Here is a 21,314-nt window from a genome sequence, read left to right as displayed (position 1 = left end):
CGGGGCAGGGCGGGCTCAGTCGTCGTTCGCCTTGGCTTGGATCTCCTCGACGATCTCGGGGTTACGGAGCGTGCTGGTGTTGCCGATCGCCTCGCCGTCGGCGATGTTCTCGAGCAGGCGTCGCATGATCTTCCCGGACCGGGTCTTCGGGAGATCGGGGCTGAACACGATCCGCTCGGGGCGGGCGATCGGGCCGATCGCGTCCTCGACGCCCGCGACGATCCGCTCGCGGAGGTCGTCGTTCCCCTCGTAGCCGTCCTCCGTGATCACGTACGCGTAGACGGCCTCGCCCTTGATGTCGTGGTTGCCGCCGACGACGGCGGCCTCGGCGACGCCCTCGACGCCGACGATCGCCGACTCGATCTCCATCGTCCCGAGCCGGTGGCCGGATACGTTGATCACGTCGTCGACGCGGCCGAGCACGGTGATGTAGCCGTCCTCATCGATCTTCGCGCCGTCCTCGGGGAAGTACACCCAGTCGTCGGGGTCGTCGCTGTCCGTGTCGGAGTACTCCGCCCAGTACTCCTCGATGAACCGCTCGTCGTTCTTATAGAGGGTCCGCAACATCCCCGGCCACGGCTTCTGGACGGTGAGGTAGCCGGCCTGTCCCGGTTCGATCTCCTCGCCCGCCGTGTCGAGGATCTGGACATCGAGGCCGGGGAGCGGCGGACCGGCGGAGCCGGGTTTCATGTCCTTGACGCCCGGCAGCGTGGTGATCATCATCCCGCCGGTCTCCGTCTGCCACCACGTGTCGACGACGGGACACTCCTCGTCGCCGATGTGCTTGTAGTACCACTTCCAGGCGCGCGGGTTGATCGGCTCGCCGACGGTCCCGAGCAGCCGCAGCGAGGAGAGGTCGTGGGCGGCGGGGTACTCCTCGCCCCACTTCATGAACGCGCGGATCGCGGTGGGCGCGGTGTACAGCTGGGTCGCCTCGTACTCCTCGACTATCTCCCAGAGGCGGTCGCGGTCGGGGTGATCCGGCGTCCCCTCGTACATCATCGTCGTCGTGCCGAGCGCGAGCGGCCCGTACACGATGTAGGAGTGACCCGTGATCCAGCCGATGTCGGCCGAACAGAAGTAGGTGTCCTCGGGCTTGATGTCGAGCACCGCCTGCGAGGTCCACGACACCCACGAGAGGTAGCCGCCGGTGGTGTGTTTCACCCCTTTCGGCTTGCCCGTCGTCCCCGAGGTGTACATCAAAAAGAGCATGTCCTCGGCGTCCCGCGTCACGGGCTCGACCTCGGCGCCGGCGTGCTCCGCCACCAGGTCGCCGTAGTCGTACTGGTCGTCGGTCAGGTCGTGGCCGAAGTCGTCGCCGTTGGGGCCGAGTCGGTCGACGACGACCGTCTCCGTGTCGTGTTCGACGTCTCCGAGACCCTCGTTGGCCTTTGCGAGGTGGTCGAGCGGGTCGCCGCGGCGGTAGTAGCCGTCACACGTGACGAGGAACTCCGAGTCCGCCGAGTTCATCCGGGTCGCGAGCGCGTCCGCGGAGAACCCCGCGAAGACGACGCTGTGCGGCGCGCCGATGCGGGCGCACGCCAGCATCGCGACCGGCAGCTCCGGGATCATCGGCATGTACATGGTGACGACGTCGTCCTCCTCGACGCCCATCTCCCGCAGCGCGGCCGCGAACTCGTTGACTTCGCGGTGGAGTTCCTCGTACGTGTACGTGCGGTCCTCCTCGTCGACCGGCTCGCCGACCCACTCGATGGCGGCCTCGTCGCCGCGCTCGTCGAGGTGTCGGTCGAGGCAGTTCGCCGAGGCGTTCAGCTCCCCGCCCGTGAACCACTCGTAGAAGGGCGGGTCGTCGTCGTCGAGCACGCGGTCGTACTCCGTCTCCCAGTCGAGGAGGTCTGCCGCGCCCTCCCAACACTCCGGCCAGTTCTCCTCGAACTCCTCGTAGATATCGGGGTCGTTCACGTTGGCCCCCGATACGAAGGAATCGGACGGCTCGAACACCTCCTGTTCCTGTAGCCGCGCTTCCAGTTGTCCGTCGTCCTCGGTCATGGGTACGATCGTATACACCGAACACCCCCACATAAACAACCACCCTAAATAGGAAAAATCGTGAAGGATACGACGGTCGAGGCGGCTCCTCCCGGGGAGTCACGGCCGATCCCGCGCGTCGCGTTCCTCGAAGAGCGTCTCGAGGAGGGCCCGCTCCGCCTTCCGGAGGTGGTTGTGGAACGTCGGCGAGGAGACGTCCATCGCGTCCGCGACCTCCTCGGCCGTGCTGCCGCGCGGCCAGTCGAAGTAGCCGCTGTGGTACGCCGCCGACAGCGTCGCCCACTGGCGGTCGGTGAGCCGATCGACCACCTCCTCGCGGAGCGCCGACTCCGTCCGTGGCGATCGCGCGACCGACTCCTTGCTCACGAGCCGCGCGTCGGGAAAGACTTCCCGGAGGTCGTCGGCGATCGGCCGCACGTCGGTCCCGTCCGGGAGGTCGGCGACGACCCGTACGCGGCCGTCCTCGGCCACCGCCTCCCGGACGGCCGCGCCGTGGCCCGTCAGCGCGCGGACGATCGACCCGCCGGTCGCGCGGGCCGACACCGCACAGCCGTCCTCGCGGGTCTCGATCACGCGAAGCTCGGAGACACCGTCCGCGACGTCGACCGCGTCCGCGACCGCCTGCGGCCCCGCACCGGTCACGGAGAGGTACCACCGCGAGGCCGATCCCGACACCGCGACCGTCGACTCGAGCTCGATCCGGCAGTTGAGCGCCGCGCTCGCCGACGCGAGGAACGCGGCCTCGGCTTCGGTGTGGAACTCGACCTCGGTGACCGCGTCGGAGCGGAGGAGGTCCCGCCAGCGCCCCGCCGTGACCGCCCAGCCGAGACACCGACCGAGCGCCTCGGCCTCGCGACGCTCCGCCGGGCCCGCCGGCGCGCCGTCCGGGAGGAGCCGAAGCGTCCCGTAGGTCGTCTCCCAGTGGCCGATCGGGACGGAGAGCCACCGGTCGTCCTCGACGCTCCGCTCCGCTCTCTCGTCGCCCGGTTCCGACTCCGACGCGGACGACTCGCGGCGGATTCGCGCCTCTCGCCACCGGTCCGTCTCGGAGGCCCGATCGACGACCGTCTCGAAGAGGGCCTCTCGGTCCGGAACCTCGGCCACCGCCTCGAAGGCGCGCACGAGCGTGAGCGTCGCGCCCTGGCGGTCGTCCGTGTCGCCGTCGCGGTCGCCGCCGCGGTCGGTCCAGTCGACTCGCGCGTCCCCGCCGACGTCCGGGGAGTCGCGCCCGCCGCCGGCGACGGCCGTGGCGACGGCCTCGCCGTCGAGCGGATCGAGGTGATCGTCCAGCGCGTCCATCGTCTCCCAGCCGCCGGCCTCGCGGACGACGTGCGGGTCGACGCCGCGGTCGACGAGGAGCCGCCGGGCGAAGGTCCGCCGGAGGTCCCGCGGCGTGACCGACGACAGCGCCGGGTCGTCGCGGCGCTCCCGAGCCCGATCGGCGGTCTCGCGCACCAACATCTGGACGCGGCGGGTCGAGACGCCGACGAAGGGGTCCTCCGCGGCGAGCCCCTCGCTCTCGGCGTACCGACGAAGGTCGGCCGCGAGCGACGCGGGCACGACCGTCTCGCGATCGATCGGGACGGGGTCGTCCGACGCCTCGACGCCCTCGGTTTTCATAGCCCCGGAAGCCGCCGGCACCGCGAGGAGGAACGTCCCCTCGGCGGCCGGCGACTCTCCGAGGTCGCAGGGGCGGACGCGCGGGATCTCGGCCGCCCGGAGGCCGGCCTCCCCCGTCAGACGGACGACGACCGCGGCGCGATACGTCTCCGCCGCCGCCACGAGCGCGTCGTACGAGTCGGCGGAGAGGGCCTCGCTCATGATTTCGTGTTTGTTCGAAAACGCGAAAGGTAATTCTTGTGGTGTCCTCCCTATCCGGGGCGTCTCGGACCGTTCCAGAGAGTTTCTGAGACCTCTGGCCCTCTGCGTCCTTTGATGCTCCCCTCAGAACTTCGTCTCGTTTCGTATTTCAGTCTGAGACCGAAACTCATTCCTCGCGGACCGTCGACTCGATCTCGCCGACGACCTCGGGGTTCCGCAGCGCGCTCACGTCGCCGAACTCCTCGCCGCGGGCGATGTCCTCGAGGAGCCGGCGCATGATCTTCCCCGAGCGGGTCTTCGGCAGTTCGGGGGTGAAGACGATCCGGTCGGGTCGGGCGACCTCGGCGACGACGCCGGCGACCTCCGTCGTGATCGCCTCGCGGAGGGCGGCGTCGGGATCGACGTCGCTGCGGGTCGTCACGTACGCGACGACGCCGCCGTCGTCGTCGCCGACCACGGCCGCCTCGGTGACGCCGTCGACCGAGACGATGGCCGACTCCAGCTCGGCAGTGTTGAACCGGTGGGCCCGGACGTTGATCACGTCGTCGACACGACCGAGGATCGTCACGTAGCCGTCCTCGTCGACGGTCGCGCCGTCGCCGGTGCGGTAGTGCCAGCCGTCCTCGCTCTCGGTCCAGTACTCCCGCCGATAGCGCTCCTCGCCCTCGCGCAGTCCGCGGAGCATGCCGGGCCACGGCGACCCGATCGTCAGGTAGCCGGTCTCGCCCGGCTCGACGGGGTCGCCGTCGCGGTCGACGACGCGGGCGTCGATCCCCGGCAGCGGCGGGCCGACCTTCCCGGGCTTCATCGGCGTGACGCCCGGCAGCGTCGCGAGGGCGATAGCGCCCGTCTCCGTCTGCCACCAGGTGTCGACGACGGGCGCGTCGCCCCCGCCGACGTGCTCGCGGTACCAGCGCCACGCCTTCGGCGTGATCGACTCGCCGACGGTTCCCAGGAGGCGGATCGATGAGAGGTCGTGGCGGTCCGGGTACTCCGCGCCCCACTTCATGAACGAGCGGATCGCGGTGGGGGAGGTGTAGAAGACGCTGACCGCGTTGCGCTCGATCAGGTCCCACACGCGGTCGCGGTCAGGGTAGTCGGGCGACCCCTCGTAGAGCACCGTCGTCGTCCCGGTCGCGAGCGGCCCGTACACCCCGTAGGAGTGACCGGTGATCCAGCCGATGTCGGCGGCACACCAGTAAGTGTCGTCGGGGCGCACGTCGAGGACGTTCCGGGTCGTCCACGCGACGTGTGCGAGGTACCCACCCGTCGCGTGCTCGACGCCCTTCGGCCGGCCGGTGGTCCCCGAGGTGTACATCACGAACAGCAGGTCGGTCGCATCGCGTGCGACGGGGTCGACGCGCTCGCCGTCGTGTGCGTCCACCAGCGTCCCGTAGTCGTGTTCGTCCGCGGCGAGGGGCGTCTCGAGGGCGTCGCCGAGGCGGTCGACGACGACCGTCGCCTCGAGGTCGGCGTCGGCCTTGAGGCGGGCGTTGTCCGCGCGCGACTTCTGGTTGAACGCGTCCTCACGGCGGTAGTAGCCGTCGCAGGTGATCAGATACGCCGAGTCGGCCGCGTCGATCCGGGTCGCGAGCGCCTCCGCCGACAGTCCGGCGAAGACGACGTTGTGGGGCGCGCCGATCCGCGCGCACGCCAGCATCGCGACCGGCAGCTCCGGGATCATCGGGAGGTAGATCGTGACGACGTCGCCCTCCTCGACGCCCAGATCCCGCAGGCCCGCCGCGGCGGCGTTCACCTCGCGGTGGAGGTCCGCGTAGGTGTACGACCGACGCTCGCCGCGCTTGCCGAACCACCGGATCGCGAGCCGGTTGCGCCGGTCCTCGAGGTGCCGGTCGAGACAGTTGGCCGCGGCGTTGAGCCGGCCGTCGGGGAACCACTCGTAGAAGGGTGGGTCGTCGTCGTCGAGCACCGTCTCCGGGTAGCGCTCCCACTCGAGGAGGTCGGCAGCCGCCCGCCACGCGTCGGGCCAGTCGGCCGCGAACGAGTCGTACACGTCCGGATCGGCGACGGCGGCCGACTCGCGGAACGTCTCCGGCGGATCGATCGCCTCCCCGTCGCCGGACGCGCCCCCCGCGTGCCGGCCGTCGGCCCCGGCGTCGTCCATGGGTGTACTCCAGACCGGAGGACCGTATACTTTGTCCGACCGGCGGTACTCGCTCGTTACAGCCTCCGAGCGCGTTCGGTCACGATCCCTCCGCGCCTCGGATCACAATTCCTCCGCGTGGGTCACAACCCCTCCGCGTCTCGGAGTCGCTCGCGCACGTCAGCGGGGGTCGCGTACGGGCCGCCCTCCACGCGGTGGTCCGGGAGGATCACCGGGAGCGGGTTCTCGCGGAGGGCCCGCGTCACCAGTTCGAGGTCCTCGGCGTCGTTGTCGTCGAGCCCCGCGAGCCGCGTGAGTCGACTCAGCGACGACGACTCGCCGACTGGAAGCTCGCGGAGCGCCTCGAGCACCCGGCGCTGGTCGGTCGGAACGGTGAGCCCGATCTCGACGTCGTCGAACGGTTCGGGGTCGCCGTCGAGGGCGTCGCCGATCCGATCGAGGAGTTCGTGATCACCGGTCGCGTCGTCCGGAACCCGCTCCGGGAAGGAGACGGCGATCGCCCGCCCGCCGGCGAACCCGATCTCGACCGCTCGTCCGAAGTCGTACTCGCGCGCGAAGACGCCGGAAGTGCCGCTCGTGGCCATGGGCTTCGGTGGGTCCCCGCGACGGATAAACGGAGTGAGGAACCGATCGGACCGAGGACTTCTCGCTGTCGGTGGCTCCGCCCCCACAAGCCTTATGTACAAATACGTCCATTAGTGTACAGTAATGGACGATACAGCGGAGTTGGATCCGGCGGTACGGTCGATCCTCGCCGCGGCCCGCGAGAGGGCACGAGAGGGCGAGGAGGGCGCAGGCGGCGACGACGGAGGGGGAGAAGGCGACGAGTCGGGCGAGCCGGCCGGTTCGGACCGCGTCGCCGTCGACCCCCGCGACCTGCGCGCCGCCTTCGAACGCGCGGAGGCGGACGACCGCGTCCCCGTGATCGCGGAGGTCAAACCCACCAGTCCGACCACCGAAGGTACCCGCGAGGACGACCCGGTGGAGCTGGCCGAGTCGATGGTCGCCGGCGGCGCGGCCGCGCTGAGCGTACTCACGGAACCCGAACACTTCGGCGGGAGCACGGAGACGCTCGACCGCGTGCGCGAGGCGGTCGACGTGCCGGTCCTCCGCAAGGACTTCGTCGTGGCGGAGTCGCAGCTCGACGCCGTCGAGAGCGACGTCGTCCTGCTCATCGCCCGGTTCGTCGGCGACGACTTCCCCGACCTGCTCGCTGCCGCGCGCGACCGCGGGTTCCAGGTCCTCGTGGAGGTCCACGACCGCGAGGAGCTGGAGACTGCCGTCGACGCGGGCGCGAAGCTCATCGGCGTGAACAACCGCGACCTCGCGGAACTGGTCGTCGACCTCGGGACTTTTGAGTCGGTCGCGCCGGCAGTCCCCGACGACGCGACGCTGATCGCCGAGAGCGGGATCGCCTCCCCCGCGGACGTCCGCCGGATGCGGGCGGCCGGCGCGGACGCGCTCCTCGTCGGGAGCGCGATCATGGACGGCGACGTCGAGGCGAATACCCGAGAGCTGACTCGAGCGGAAACCGACACGCACTCCACCGACGACGCCCCGGAGACACGTATATGAGCGAGACGGAACCCACGACGACCGACGCACCGGAGCCCTCGCGGCGACCGGGCCGCGAGCGTGGCCGCGACGACGGGAAGTTCGGCCGCTACGGCGGCCAGTACGTCCCTGAGGCGCTGATGCCCGCGATCGAGGAACTGACCGACGCCTACGACCGCTACGTCCTCGGAAACGAGGACGGCTTCATGGACGAGTTCCGCGAGCGGCTCGCGGACTTCGGCGGCCGACCGACGCCGCTTCAGCGCGCCGAGCGGCTCTCCGAGCGCTACGACCGGGAGGTGTACCTCAAACGCGAGGACCTGCTCCACGGCGGCGCACACAAGCTGAACAACGCCTTAGGTCAGGTGCTTCTCGCGAAGTACATGGGCAAGGAACGCATCGTCGCGGAGACGGGCGCGGGCCAGCACGGCACCGCGACCGCGATGGCGGCCGCCCACCTCGACATGCCCTGTGAGATCTACATGGGCGAGCGCGACATCAACCGCCAGCGCCCCAACGTCTTCCGGATGAAGCTCAACGGCGCGGAGGTAAATCCCGTCACCGCGGGCCGCGGCACGCTGAAGGAGGCCATCTCGGAGACGATGCGCGACTGGGCGACCACCGTCGAGAACACCCACTACGTGATCGGGTCGGTGGTCGGTCCCCACCCGTTCCCGGTGATGGTCCGGGACTTCCAGGCGGTCATCTCCGAGGAGGCGCGCGCGCAGTCGATCGAGAAGACGGGCGAGCTACCGACCGACGTGGTCGCCTGCGCGGGCGGCGGCTCCAACACGATGGGGTCGTTCGCGGGGTTCGTCGACGACGAGTCTGTCGCGCTCCACGCGATCGAGGCGGGCGGCTCCACGCTGGAGGTCGACGAGGAGGCCGGCGTCGCACCCAACTCCGCGTCGCTTTTCGCCGGCGAGGAGGGCGTGCTCCACGGCGCGCGAACCAAGCTGCTCCAGGACTCCCACGGCCAGATCATGGAGAGTCACTCCGTATCCTCAGGGCTCGATTACGCCGGCGTCGGCCCCGAACTCGCGTACCTCGTCGACGAGGGACGGGTCACGCCGGTGGCGGTCGACGACGACGCCGCGCTCGAGGGGTTCCACCGGCTCTCGAACACCGAGGGGATCATTCCCGCGCTGGAGACCGCCCACGCCTTCGGCTACCTCGAGGAGCACGCCGAGGACCTCGGCGAGCGGGTGGTCGTGACCGTCTCCGGCCGCGGCGACAAGGACCTCGAGTCCGTCATCGAGGAGACCGACAAGCGCGACATCGAAGGCGCACCCGACATGTCGATGTTCACGGGGGGGATCTGAGATGGCGGACCGAACGCCCGGAACCGGCAACAGCGAGGCGATCGCCGCCGCGTTCGCGGACGGCCCGGCCTACGTCCCCTACCTCGCTGTCGGCGACCCGGACTACGAGTCGTCGCTCGCGTACGTCGAGGCGCTCGACCGCGGCGGGGCCGACGTGATCGAGCTCGGGCTCCCCTTCTCCGAACCGATCGCCGAGGGGCCGACGATCCAGGGCGCGGTCGTGCGCTCGCTTGAGGGAGGGATGACGCCCGACCGCTTCTTCGCGTTCGTCGAGGAGCTCGACGTGGACGCGCCGCTCGTGTGTATGACCTACTACAACCTCATATACCAGTACGGAGGTAGCGAGGCGCGGAGCGCCTCGGAGACGAGCGGCGACGCCGCGAGCAGCGACGGCCCCCGCGCCTTCGTCGAGAAGGCCGCCGAGGTCGGCCTGGAGGGGTTCGTCGTCCCCGACCTCCCCGCCGAGGAGGCCGACCCGCTGCGGGAGGCCTGCGACGAGTTCGGGCTGGACCTCGTGTTCATCGTCGCCCCGACCACGAAGGGCGAGCGGCTCGAGCGCATCATGAGTCGGGTCTCGGGGTACGTCTACGTCCAGGCTCGGCTCGGGACGACGGGCGCGAAGAGCGACGTGGCGGACAGCACGACCGAGAGCCTCGACCGGCTCCGCGAGTACGACGTGCCGAAGGCGGTCGGCTTCGGCATCTCGACCGGCGAACACGCGGAGCGCATCGTCGCGGGCGGCGCGGACGGGATCATCGTCGGCTCCGCCCTCGTGGACATCGTCGCCGACGGCGTCGAGGAGGACCTGTCGACGGAGGCCGTCGCCGACCGGCTCGAGTCGCTCTCGCGGGAGCTGAAGGCGGGCGCCGAGCGCGGCTACGCGGCGCGCACCGGGGCGGCGGAGTCGCGCTGAGCGGGGCGGGTGTGGCGGTCCGTGTCGGGCGGCGACCGGCCCGCCGCCGGGATCGGAGCCAATTCCTCCCGGAACGAAACCGACTTACCTCCCTTTGACACAGGGTCACATAAGACCGATCCACAATGACAGCAGGACTCTCGGCACGACTCGACCGGATCTCGACGAACGATCGATACCTCATCGTCCCCATGGACCACGGGATCACGATGGGCGCCGTGAAGGGCCTCGTCGACATCGAGTCGACGATAGACGGCGTCACGAGCGGCGGCGCGGACGCGGTGCTCACCCAGCGGGGGATCGCCCCGCGCGTCCACGACAACAAGAACGGCGCGGGCTACATCGTCCACGTGAACGCCTCGACGACGATCGGCCCGGACGAACAGGACAAACGCGTCACCGCGAGCGCGGAGGCGGCGGTCCGCGCCGGCGCGGACGCGGTCTCGTTCCACATCAACGTCGGCTCTGACCACGAGCCCGAACAGATAGAGGAGCTCGCGGAGCTCACGGACGAGGCCTCGCGGCTCGGACTCCCCGTGCTCGCGATGGCGTACGCGCGCGGTCCGGGCGTCGACAGCACGGATCCCGAGTCGCTCGGGCACGCGGTGCGGCTCGCCGAGGAACTCGGCGCGGACGTGGTGAAGACCGGCTACTCCGGCGACGGCGACTCCTTCGGACGCGTCACCGAGTCCACCCGACTCCCCGTCGTCATCGCCGGCGGCTCGAAGGGGACCGACCGCGAGACCGTCGAGATGGTGCGCGGCGCGATGGACGGCGGCGCGGCCGGCGTCTCGATGGGGCGGTCGATCTTCCAGCACGACGACCCAGAGGGGATCGCGAGCGCGGTGTCGGCGGTCGTCCACGACGACGCCCCCGTCGAGGAGGCGCTCGAGGCCGGCGGGTTCCTCGAGGCCTGAAGATCCGGCTTCGGTGACGATATCGAACGCAACGTCGATCCGACCGCCCGCATGTCCCTTCCGCAGTTTTCAAGCATCGCCCCCGTGAGGTTCCGGTAATGACACGCACGGTCTGGGTCAAAGCCGACGGCGCGGTCGGCGACTGGGAGGCGCGGAAGCGACGGATCACGGCCGCCATCGAGGCGGGAGCCGACTGGGTGCTCGTCGACGAGGCGGACGTCGCGCGCGTCAGGGAGCTCGGCGACGTGAACGTGGCGGCGTTCCTCGCGGACGCCGACGTCGTCGACGGCGACGACGAGCAGGCGGAGGCGGACGCCTGCTTCGTCGGGAAGGGCGGCGAGGGCGACGGCACCATCGACCTCCCCGACGACTTCTCCGGGTCGGCCGACCTCACGACGCTCCGGCGGCGCGACGACCGCGCGCAGGGCGCGTACGTCCGCGTGCTCGGCACGGAGTACGAGGCGTTCGCCGAGGAGGCGGCCGAGGCGGCCGACTTCACGGTGATCGTCGGCGAGGACTGGTCGATCATTCCCCTCGAGAACCTGATCGCGCGCGTCGGCGAGGAGACCCACCTGATCGCGGGCGCGACGACCGCCGCCGAGGCGCGGACCGCCTTCGAGACGCTCGAGATCGGCGCGGACGGCGTGCTCATCGACTCGGACTCGCCCGACGAGATCCGCGGGGCGGTCGAGGCCCGGGACGCGGCCGACCGCGAGACGCTCGATCTCCGGTACGCCGAGGTGACCGCGGTCGAGGCCACCGGCATGGCCGACCGGGTCTGTATCGACACCGGATCGCTGATGGACGACGCCGAGGGGATGTTGGTCGGGTCGATGTCGCGCGGGCTCTTCTTCGTCCACGCGGAGACCGCGGAGTCGCCGTACGTCGAGTCGCGCCCGTTCCGCGTGAATGCGGGCGCGGTCCACGCCTACGTGCGGAACCCCGAGGGCGGCACGAACTACCTCGCGGAGCTGTCGAGCGGCGACGAGGTCCAGGTCGTCGACACGGAGGGGCACACCCGCGAGGCGATCGTCGGTCGCGTGAAGATCGAGAAGCGGCCGATGTTCCGGGTCCAGGCGGAAGTCGAGACCGACGACGGGGTCGACCGGATCGAGACGCTCATCCAGAACGCCGAGACCGTGAAAGTCGCCACGAGCGAGGGGCGCAAGGCGGTCACCGACCTCGAGGTCGGCGACGAGGCGCTCGTCTACTACGAGGACGTCGCGCGGCACTTCGGCGAGGCCGTCGAGGAGAGCATCATCGAGAAGTGACGCGGCTCGCGTCTCCCGATCAGTTGACAACTCCTATTAGGATCCTCGCTCAAGCGGCCGGTCGTGACCGGTCCGATCCAGGTGCTCCACGTCGACGACGATCCGGCGTTCGCGGATCTCGCCGCGGAGTTCCTCGAACGCGAGGGTGACCGGCTGAACGTTCGAACCGAGACGAGCCCGGAGAACGCCCTCGAGCCGGTCCGGGAGGACGACGTCGACTGCGTGGTCTCGGATCACGACATGCCGGAGATGGACGGGATCGAACTCCTCGAGGCGGTCCGCGACGAACGTTCGGAGATCCCCTTCGTGTTGTTCACGGGGAAGGGAAGCGAGGAGATCGCGAGCGAGGCGGTCTCCGCCGGCGTGACCGACTACCTCCAGAAGGAGGGCGGCACGGACCAGTACACGCTGTTGGCGAACCGCATCGAGAACGCCGTCGAGCGATATCGCTCGCAGCGAGCGGTCGAGCGCGGGAAGCGTCGGTTCGAGGCGATCTTCGACAACACCTACCAGTTCACGGGCCTGCTCGATCCCGACGGGACGATACTCGAGGCCAACGAGGCGGCGCTCTCGTTCGCGGACACCGAACGCGACGCGGTCGTCGGCGATCCCCTCTGGGAGGGACCGTGGTTCGAGTCGTCCCCGGACGCCCGCGAATCGGCCCGTGAAGGGGTCGAGGCGGCCCGAAACGGCGACCTCTATCGCGAAGAGATCGCGATCCACGGAGTTGACGGCGAGGCGATAGTCGACTTCTCGGTCCGACCCGTCACGAACGAGGAGGGCGAGGTGATCCTGCTCATCCCCGAGGGGAGGGACATCACCGAGCTGAAGGACCGGAAAGCGGCGCTCCGACGGAAGGAGCGTCGCTTCGAGGCGATCTTCGACGACCCGAACCTCCTCGTCGGTCTCCTCGAGCCCGACGGTACCATCGTCGACGTGAACGACACGGCGCTCGGGTACGTCGACGTCGACCGCGAGGACCTCGTCGGTCGACCTTTCTCGGAGGCGCCGTGGTGGACGGACGAGTATCGGGAGGCGGTCGAGGGGTGGATCGACCGAGCCGCGGACGGCGAGTACGTGGAGTACGACGCCGTCCACCCGACGGACGACGGCGGGTCGGTGACCGTCGAGGGCACGTTTAGACCCGTCACCGACGCCGACGGGTCGGCGACGCGGATCGTCGTCTCCGCGAAGGACGTGAGCGAACGGGAGCGGCGAACCAGACAGCTCGAGCGGCGAACGCGCGAGCTGAAACGTCGGAATGAGCGGTTCGACGAGTTCGCCAGCTTCGTTTCACACGACCTCCAGGGACCGGTCTCGACGGTCCGCGGTCGACTGGACCTGGCGCTCGACACCGGGGAGATGGAACACGTCGAGCACGCGCGGCGGGCGATGGAGCGGGTCGACCACCTGCGGCGCGACCTCGTCGACACCCTCCGGACCGGCGAGGTCGTCTCGACCGTCGAGTCGGCCGACCTCGACGCCCTGTTCGAGACGGTCTGGACCGCGATCGACCCGCCGGAGTCCGCCTCGTACACGGTGGACGACGCGTCCGTCGAGGCGGACGTCGACGCTTTGAGACGGCTGTTAGAGAACGTCGTCCGCAACTCGATCGAACACGGGAACGACGACGTCGAGGTCCGGTTCGGCGCGTTCGACCGCGGGATCTTCTACGAGGACGACGGCCCCGGAATCGCCCCCGAACACCGCGATCACGTGTTTACGCCGGGATTCTCGACGAAATCGGGCGAGGAGGGGATCGGGATGGGGATGGCGAGCGTCCGCCAGATCGTGTTGGCACACGGTTGGGAGATCGAGATCGACGAGGCCGCGGAGCTGGCCGGGGTCCGATTCGAGATCGTCACGGAGTGATTCGGTTCGTCTCGCCGCCCCGAACCGATCGTCTTCGTCCCGCCGTCCCGAACTGACCGGTATCAAAGGTTAACTGTCGGGAGGTTCAGGGACTTCCAGAGGACGAATGGATCCCTCCACGTCTCCCGCCGACTCGGACGACTTCTACCGGACGCTCGTCGAGAACGCCTCGGAGGGAATGTTGACGATCGACGCCGAGAGCGAGATCGTCTACGCCAACGCGGCGGTCGAGGACATCCTCGGGTACGCGCCCGAGGAGCTGATCGGCAGTTCGAAGATGAAGATCATCCCGGAGCGGCTCCAGCCGGTCCACATGGCCGCGCTCGCGTCGTACGTCGAGACGGGCGATCGGAACATCGACTGGGACGGGATCGAACTGCCCGCCGAGCACAAGGCGGGCCACGAAGTGCCGACGCTCATCAGCCTCCGGGAACACGAGTACGACGGAGAGCAGTACTTCACGGGGATCATCCGTGACATCACCGAACGGAAACGCCGGGAGGAACAGCTCCGCGACCAGAAGGAGCGGCTCGACGAGTTCGCGGACATCCTCGCACACGACATCCGCAACCCGCTCTCGGTCGCGATCGGCTACACGGACATCGCGCGAGAGGAGCACGACGCCCCCGAACTGGACAACATCGCGGAGTCGCTTTCGCGGATCGACGACCTCGTCGACGACGTGCTCGCGCTCTCGAAGGACGGCCGGTCGATCGGCGAGACCGAGGCCGTCGACGTCGAGGCGGTCGTTCGCGAGTCGTGGCGGAACGTGGAGACGGACGGGGCCACGCTGCGGATCGACGGCGATCTGGGCGAGATCGACGCCGACGAGAGCCGGTTCCGCGAACTCCTGGAGAACCTCTTTCGAAACGCGGTCGACCACGGCGGCGACGACGCGACCGTCAGCGTGGGGAGAACGCCCGACGGCGGAACGCTGTACGTCGCTGACGACGGTCCGGGGATCCCCGAGGACGTGCGTAGGGAGGTGTTCGAGTACGGCTACTCGACGAGCGAGGAGGGGACCGGATACGGGCTCTCGATCGTGGCGCAGATCGCGGAGGGACACGGGTGGGAGGTCTCGGCGACCGAGGGAGACGGCGGCGGGGCGCGCTTCGAGATCGCCTTCTGACCTCGGCAACCGTTATCCCTCGGCGGCCGTACGCTCACACGTCCATGACCACCATCGGAATCGTCGGCGCGGGCGCGGCCGCGGCGGCGGCGACCCACGTCCTCGACTCGGCCGTCCCGGACGCGGAGGTGACCGTTCTCGAGAAGTCGGGCGGGCTCTGCGGCCGGGCCGCGACCCGACGGAACGACGACCGCGACCTCGTGTACGATTACGGCGCGAACTACCTCAGATCCGACGACGAGCGGGTCGTCGACCTCGTGACCGAGGTGCTCGACGACGAGGGGATGGTCGAGGTGACGGAGCCGATCTACACCTTCGAGGAGTCGGGCGAGGTGTCTCCCGGCCGCGACGCCGACGGACACAAGTGGAGCTATCGGAAGGGACTGACCCAGATCGCGAAGCGGCTCTTCGGCGAGACCGACGCGACGGTCCACCGACGGACTCGCGTCGAGACGATCCGGCGGGCAGGGGGTGGCGGGAGCGACCGCGACGACGCGTGGACCCTCGTCGACACCGACGGCGACTCGTGGGGACCCTTCGACGTGCTCCTCGTGAACCCGCCGGCCCCGCAGACCGCCGATCTCCTCGCCGACGCCGAGTGGGAGTCGCCGGCCCGAGAGTCGCTTCGGGCGGCCGCCGCCGACGTGCCCTACCGCACCGTCTGGACCGCGGTCCTCCACTACTCGTTCGCGCTCGACCGACCGTACTACGGGCTCGTCAACACGGACAAACAACACGAGGTCGGCTGGATCTCCCGCGAGGAGTGTAAGGCCGGGCACGTCCCCGACGGCGAGTCGCTGCTCGTCGTCCAGGCCGGCGGCGACTGGTCGGCCGAGCGCTACGACGCCGACCCCGCCGACAACGTCGCCGAACTGGCCGGTCACGCCGCCGAGATCGTGGGCGACGACCGCCTGCTGGACCCCGACTGGACGGACCACCAGGGGTGGCGCTACGCGATCCCGGAGGGTGAACTCGACCGCGATCCGGTCGACGGGGAGGACCCGGTCGACGCCGCGGCGCGCGAGGGGCTGTACGTCCTCGGCGACTGGATCGCCGGCGAGGGACGGCTCCACGCCGCGCTCGCGAACGGGCTCGACGTCGGCGAGCGGGTCGCCGAGGAGGAGTGAGTTCGGGACGCGACCCTAGACGCGCCCTAGAGGTCGTACAGCTCGCCGTACTTCTCATCGACGTAAGCGAGGAACGCGTCCGCGGAGAAGTCCTCGCCGGTCGCCCGCCTCACCAGCTCGTTCGTCTCGTAGCGGGAGCCGTGCCGGTGGACGTTCTCGCCGAGCCACTCGCGGAGCGGGTCGAAGTCGCCGTCGGCGATCGACCCCTCCAGGTCGTCGATCTCGCTCTCGGCGGCCGCGTACAGCTGTGCGGCCATGACGGAGCCGAGCGAGTACGTCGGGAAGTAGCCGAAGTTGCCGTGGCTCCAGTGGATGTCCTGGAGACAGCCCTCCGCGTCGCTCTCGGGTCGGATCCCGAGGTACTCCTCGTACTTGTCGTTCCAGACCTCGGGCACGTCCTCGATCGCGAGGTCGCCGCGGACCAGGTCGCGCTCGATCTCGAAGCGGACGACGATGTGGAGGTGGTAGGTGAGCTCGTCGGCCTCGACGCGGACGAGGTTGTCCTCGTACACCTGGTTTACGGCCTCGTAGGCGTCCTCGACGGTCGCGTCGGCAGTGTCGGGGAAGCGCTCCTTGAACGCCGGGAGGAATAGCTCCCAGAACGCCCGGCTCCGGCCGACGTGGTTCTCCCAGAGCCGCGACTGCGACTCGTGGACCGAGAGGTCGCGAGACTCCCCGAGCGGCGTCCCCCAGTGTTCCCGCGGCAACCCGAGGTTGTACTGGGCGTGGCCGAACTCGTGGATCGTCGACCCCACCGCGGCGAGCGGGTCGGACTCGTCGAACCGCGTCGTCACCCGACAGTCGAACTGGTTGCCGGAGGTGAACGGGTGCGAGGAGACGTCCAGCCGACCGCGGTCGAAGTCGTATCCCACCGTCTCCAGGGCGTCGCGCGCGAGCGCCTCCTGGTCGTCGGTCGGGAAGGTCCCCTCGAAGGTGTCGACGGCGAGGTCGCGGTCGGACTCGCGGATCGCGTCGATCACGGGGACGAGCGTCTCCCGAAGCTCCTCGAGGATCTCCTCCGCACGCTCGATGGAGAGGCACGGCTCGTACTCCTCGAAGAGGACCTCGTAGGGATCGCGGTCGGGGGCGACGTGGTCGGCGTACTCGCGTTTGAGTTCGACCTGGCGCTCCAGGTGCGGCGCGAACGCCTCGAAGTCGTCCTCGGCCCGCGCCTCCTCCCAAGCCGCGAGCGCCTCGGAACTCGCCTCGGAGATCCGCTCGACGAGTTCGCCGGGGACCGCGTCGGCGCGCTCGTGGTCTCGGCGGATCTCGCGGACGACCGCGGACTCCTCGTCGGTCAGGTCGGCGTCCGAGAGCTCCGCGAGGAGGTCGGCGGTCTCGTCGTCGGTCAGCATGTCGTGGCGGACCGACGAGAGCGCGGAGAGCTGTTTCGAGCGGGCGGGCGTGCCGCCCTCGGGCATCATCACCTGCTGGTCCCAGCCGAGGACGCCCGCGGCGCTGCCGACCGCGTTCCAGCGCTTCGCGCGCTCGAGGAGGGCGTCGTACGCGTCCGGGGCGTCGGACCCGTCGTCGGGTGCGGCTTCCGTTGCCATGTCGCGTGACACGGCCGGCCGCGTTAAGAAGGACGCGCTCGCGGAATCCCGGAAACGAGGCGGTTCCGAGAGCGCGGGCTATTTGATGCCGGCCGCGAAACGGCGGCACAAGAATGTCCACGGACGACTTCATCGACATGCGATCCGACACCGTCACGAAGCCCTCGGAAGCGATGCGGGACGCGGCGCGGGACGCCGAGGTCGGCGACGACGTGTACCGCGACGACCCGACGGTCAACGAGCTGGAGCGCCGCGCGGCCGAGGCCGTCGGCACGGAGGCCGCCCTCTACACGCCGAGCGGGACGATGGCGAACCAGATCGCGATCAGCGTCCACACCGAGCCCGGACAGGAGATCCTCCTCGAGCGTGAGTCGCACGTCTACCGGTGGGAGCTCGCGGGCGCGTCGGCGCTCTCGGGGCTTCAGACCCGGACGATCGACGCCGGCGATCGGTGCGTCCCGACCGCCGAGGAGGTCGAGCGGGAGGTCGTCGAGGAGGACCTCCACCGGCCGGGGACCGGTCTCTTGAGCCTCGAGAACACCCACAACTACCGCGGGGGAGTCGCGGTTCCCAAAGCGCGGCTCGACGCGGCCGCGACCGCCGCGCACGACGCCGGCGTGCCGGTTCACCTCGACGGCGCACGCGTGTTCAACGCGAGCGTCGCGCTCGGTACGTCCGTTCCCTCGTTGCTCGAGGAGATCGACAGCGTCACTTTCTGTCTCTCGAAGGGACTCGGTGCGCCGGTCGGCTCGATCCTCGCCGGCGACGAGGCGTTCATCGACGAGGCCCGGCGGGTCCGCAAGCTGTTCGGCGGCGGGATGCGTCAGGCGGGGATGATCGCCGCGCCCGGCCTGCTCGCGCTGGAGAACGTCGAGCGTCTCGCGGAGGACCACGCAAACGCCGCCGCCCTCGCGGCCGGGCTCGACGCGCTTCCCGGCGTCTCGGTTCCCGAACCCGACACGAACATCGTCGTCGCCGACACCGAGGCGGCCGGGATCGAGGCGAGCGACCTCGTCGAGGCCTGTACGGACGCCGGCGTCGGCTGCGGCGAGTTCGACACGTACACGACGCGGTTCACGACGAACCTCGGGATCGACGACGGGGACGTCGAGGACGCGATCGATCGGGTGGGCGAGGTCGTCGAGGAACTCTCGGCGTAGCCCGCCGCTTCCCTTCCTCTCGATTCCGTAGGAATCGTCAGTAGAGAGTGCGTTCTGAGTGGCTGAAAGTAGGCGCTAGGACCTCTCCCTCAGCGAACGCCGACCGACGGGAGGGCGCGAGCAGGGAACGGATACACCATCTATCTTTAGCCAAACCCAAAAAAAACCAAACATCAGCGCCGCTATCGGTCACAATCCCGTGGTGGACGAAGTGAAGCGAGAGCCGGAGGAGGGATTTGAACCCTCGACCTATTCCTTACGAAGGAATCGCTCTGCCAGCTGAGCTACCCCGGCGCGCATCCGTTCATACCCCGATGACGAAAATAAGGGTTCCGAAACGGAGCCGTCGACGGGATCGCCGATCCCCGAACCGTCTCCGATCGAATCGCGCCAGTGATGTTCGATATCCGATCTAATCGGCGTAATACGTACTCGATCGTTTCACAGTATTCCGTTTCTTGATACGTATATAAGGAAAAAGCATAAATACAACGTTGAACATTCATCGGATGCCGAAAGACACCGGCCGCCTCTCGGCGGCGAGATCGGCTCCCCATCGGTGTCTGCCCGATCGGAGCCCGTATCGGGCGGCGACGACCCGCCGGCGACGTTCCCCACGAATCGCCGGCGATCGGTCATCGGCTGTCAGCAACGACCGCGGCCAACGTGTGATCCACGTCCTCGACGTGCCAAGCGCGAGATCGCCTCTGGCCCCGCCTCCCCGGCCGCGGATCTCGTCATGTGACGGGCCGTAGCCGTCCGCCCCGACCGTCGCTCGGGGACGACGGCGTTCTCCACGCGGATCCGATCCAACCCGGTCGATTCGATCCAGCATGGCCCGATCCGATCCGGTCTGATCCGGTCCGATTCGGGAACCGCACGCGTCCGGTACCGACCGGATCGCGGTTCGCTTTTCACGACGCCGGTTCCAGTCGGCGTATGCGTCTCACACCGCCGACCGCGTCGGCCGCGATCGAGGACCGCCTGCGACCGAGATACGTCCGAAGCGAGGACGCGAGGGGTAGGGACCGTCGATGAACCAGGTCGTCCTCCTCGCGCTGGTCGGCGCGATCGCGTGGGGGTTCTGGGCGCTGTTCGCCGACGTGGCGACCCGGTCGATGCCTCCCGAGATCGCGATGATAATCTCCTACTCGGTCGCCATCGCCGTCGCCGGGGTCTACGTCTGGTATCGCGGGACGGCGTTCCTCGGCAACGACCCGACCGCGCTCTGGTTCGCGGGCCTCGCCGGCGTCGCCTCCGGCGTCGGGGCGGTCGCCTACTACGCGGCGCTCCAGGTCGGCTCGGCGGGGATCGCGACGACGATCACGGCGATGTACTTCGTCGTTGCCGCGGCGCTCGGCTTCCTCGTCTTCGGCAACGCCCCTGAGATAAGCGACCTGGCGGGGATCGCCGCGGCCGTCGTCGCGGTCGCGCTGATCGCGTACTGACCGCGGGCGGTGCGTCGTCAGCCGTCGGTTCGACCACCACTCACGACCGGGTTAGCCGGACGTCGAGACAGACGTTGTACTCGTGGGGCGCGTACGACCGGACGACGCGTTCGGTCTCCACGACGACCTCGTACTCGTCGCCCGCGGCCGCGCGGATCGCCCGCTCGCCGGGGCCGAACGGGTCGTCCTCGTGTTGGATGTCGTAGTAGTGAATGACGCAGTCGTCGCCCGCGAGCGACACCGCGGTCTCGAGGAACTCGTCGGCGGAGTGCGGGAGGTTCATCACGAGCCGGTCGGCCGAGTCCGCGTACGCCGCGGTCGTCTCGCGCACGTCGCCGGCGATCGCCGTCACCCGGTCGGCCACGCCGTTGCGCTCGGCGTTCTCCTCGAGGTACGCGATCGCCGCCTCGTTGAGATCGCAGGCGACGACGTCGGCACCGCGAGCGGCCATCGGGACCGCGTACGGGCCGACGCCCGCGAACATGTCGACGACTCGTTCGTCCGGACCCACCCGCTCGATCACGCGGTGGCGCTCCGTCGCGAGCCGCGGGGAGAAGTACACCTCGGCGACGTCGAGCGCGAACTCGTGGCCGTACTCGCGGTGGACGGTCTCGGTGCCGTTCCCCGCGAGCACGTCCCACTCGCGGACGCGTAGCTCCCCCTCGATCGGCGACGCCCGGTTGAGGACGGTCGCACACGGCAGGTCAGAGGCCATCACGGCGTCGGCGATCTCGCGGGCGCGCTCGTCGTCGTCCTCGTCGACGATCACGATGTCGCCGAGCCGCTCCAGTGACGGCTCGTAGCCGAGCAGGTCGGCGGGCGTCCGCGGCCGGTCGCGCTCGGCCGCGTCACGCTCGACGATCCGGTCGGCGAGGTCGGCGGGGACCGCCGACGGATCGGTGACCGGGACGTAGATGGTCCCGTCGTCGACGGCGATCTCGTGGTCGCCGTCGAGGAGGTCGACCTCGGCGAGCCGCGCGCGGACGGCCTCGCCGCGCTCGCGCTCGACGGCGACGCAGGGGACGCTCATTGGCGGACGGAGGGGGGCGGTCGGATAAAGCGTGACGCTTCGCGGGGACGGACGCGGCGGGA

General features: G+C 69.6%; 16 protein-coding genes and 1 tRNA gene. 10 read left to right on the top strand and 7 right to left on the bottom strand.

The annotated features are described in order from the left end of the window. Positions 1-15: 15 nt before the first annotated feature. The 4 genes from acs (FN829_RS09120) to FN829_RS09105 all read right to left on the bottom strand — a co-directional run bounded on the left by acs (FN829_RS09120) (position 16) and on the right by FN829_RS09105 (position 6,540). A complete protein-coding gene (acs, locus tag FN829_RS09120) occupies positions 16-2,010 on the bottom strand; it encodes an acetate--CoA ligase (protein WP_142986668.1) in 1,995 nt (664 codons plus the stop codon). Positions 2,011-2,109: 99 nt separating this feature from the next. Next, positions 2,110-3,831 carry a bacterio-opsin activator domain-containing protein gene (locus FN829_RS09115; protein WP_142986667.1) on the bottom strand — a complete coding sequence of 574 codons (1,722 nt, stop codon included), beginning with the start codon at positions 3,829-3,831 and terminating at the stop codon, positions 2,110-2,112. Between the two features lie 166 nt (positions 3,832-3,997). Further along, complete coding sequence (gene acs, locus FN829_RS09110) at positions 3,998-5,956, bottom strand: acetate--CoA ligase (RefSeq protein ID WP_142986666.1); 1,959 nt, start codon at positions 5,954-5,956, stop codon at positions 3,998-4,000. Positions 5,957-6,078: 122 nt separating this feature from the next. Next, positions 6,079-6,540, bottom strand: a complete 462-nt coding sequence (locus tag FN829_RS09105; protein WP_142986665.1) for an MGMT family protein — start codon at positions 6,538-6,540, stop codon at positions 6,079-6,081. 124 nt (positions 6,541-6,664) lie between these two features. On the opposite strand from FN829_RS09105, the gene trpC reads away from it, so the two are divergent. From trpC to FN829_RS09065, 8 genes are all read left to right on the top strand, one after another. Beyond that, on the top strand, positions 6,665-7,531 hold the full coding sequence (gene trpC / locus FN829_RS09100; protein ID WP_142986664.1) for an indole-3-glycerol phosphate synthase: 867 nt from the start codon (positions 6,665-6,667) through the stop codon (positions 7,529-7,531). Beyond that, positions 7,528-8,832: a tryptophan synthase subunit beta gene (gene trpB / locus FN829_RS09095; RefSeq protein ID WP_142986663.1), complete on the top strand. Its 1,305-nt coding sequence runs from the start codon at positions 7,528-7,530 to the stop codon at positions 8,830-8,832. Before trpC ends, trpB begins: the two co-directional genes overlap by 4 nt. A gap of 1 nt (position 8,833) precedes the next feature. Beyond that, complete coding sequence (trpA, locus tag FN829_RS09090) at positions 8,834-9,745, top strand: tryptophan synthase subunit alpha (RefSeq protein ID WP_142986662.1); 912 nt, start codon at positions 8,834-8,836, stop codon at positions 9,743-9,745. Between the two features lie 125 nt (positions 9,746-9,870). Continuing rightward, the gene (locus FN829_RS09085; protein ID WP_142986661.1) at positions 9,871-10,662 is read left to right on the top strand and encodes a 2-amino-3,7-dideoxy-D-threo-hept-6-ulosonate synthase; all 792 of its coding nucleotides are present in this window, start codon (positions 9,871-9,873) and stop codon (positions 10,660-10,662) included. 98 nt (positions 10,663-10,760) lie between these two features. After that, on the top strand, positions 10,761-11,933 hold the full coding sequence (locus FN829_RS09080) for a 3-dehydroquinate synthase II (protein WP_142986660.1): 1,173 nt from the start codon (positions 10,761-10,763) through the stop codon (positions 11,931-11,933). 63 nt (positions 11,934-11,996) lie between these two features. After that, complete coding sequence (locus FN829_RS09075) at positions 11,997-13,805, top strand: PAS domain-containing protein (protein WP_142986659.1); 1,809 nt, start codon at positions 11,997-11,999, stop codon at positions 13,803-13,805. Positions 13,806-13,911: 106 nt separating this feature from the next. After that, positions 13,912-14,934, top strand: coding sequence for a two-component system sensor histidine kinase NtrB (locus tag FN829_RS09070; protein ID WP_142986658.1), 1,023 nt, complete (start codon positions 13,912-13,914; stop codon positions 14,932-14,934). Positions 14,935-14,978: 44 nt separating this feature from the next. Next, complete coding sequence (locus FN829_RS09065; protein WP_142986657.1) at positions 14,979-16,061, top strand: NAD(P)/FAD-dependent oxidoreductase; 1,083 nt, start codon at positions 14,979-14,981, stop codon at positions 16,059-16,061. 26 nt (positions 16,062-16,087) lie between these two features. Here the strand turns inward: FN829_RS09065 and FN829_RS09060 are convergent, their stop codons facing one another. After that, positions 16,088-17,614 carry a carboxypeptidase M32 gene (locus FN829_RS09060; RefSeq protein WP_142986656.1) on the bottom strand — a complete coding sequence of 509 codons (1,527 nt, stop codon included), beginning with the start codon at positions 17,612-17,614 and terminating at the stop codon, positions 16,088-16,090. Positions 17,615-17,727: 113 nt separating this feature from the next. Here FN829_RS09060 and FN829_RS09055 point away from each other — a divergent pair, with 113 nt between their 5' ends. Continuing rightward, positions 17,728-18,774, top strand: a complete 1,047-nt coding sequence (locus tag FN829_RS09055) for a threonine aldolase family protein (RefSeq protein WP_142986655.1) — start codon at positions 17,728-17,730, stop codon at positions 18,772-18,774. 221 nt (positions 18,775-18,995) lie between these two features. Here the strand turns inward: FN829_RS09055 and FN829_RS09050 are convergent. Then, a tRNA-Thr gene (locus FN829_RS09050) sits at positions 18,996-19,068 on the bottom strand. A gap of 740 nt (positions 19,069-19,808) precedes the next feature. Here FN829_RS09050 and FN829_RS09045 point away from each other — a divergent pair. Continuing rightward, on the top strand, positions 19,809-20,222 hold the full coding sequence (locus FN829_RS09045; protein WP_142986654.1) for an EamA family transporter: 414 nt from the start codon (positions 19,809-19,811) through the stop codon (positions 20,220-20,222). Between the two features lie 40 nt (positions 20,223-20,262). Here FN829_RS09045 and FN829_RS09040 read toward each other — a convergent pair whose 3' ends face one another. Then, the gene (locus FN829_RS09040) at positions 20,263-21,252 is read right to left on the bottom strand and encodes a class I SAM-dependent methyltransferase (protein ID WP_142986653.1); all 990 of its coding nucleotides are present in this window, start codon (positions 21,250-21,252) and stop codon (positions 20,263-20,265) included. Positions 21,253-21,314: the final 62 nt, after the last annotated feature.

Origin of the sequence: Halorubrum cibi, assembly GCF_900182635.1 — an archaeon.
Classification (GTDB): domain Archaea; phylum Halobacteriota; class Halobacteria; order Halobacteriales; family Haloferacaceae; genus Halorubrum; species Halorubrum cibi.
This window is presented reverse-complemented; position numbering and strand designations above follow the sequence as displayed.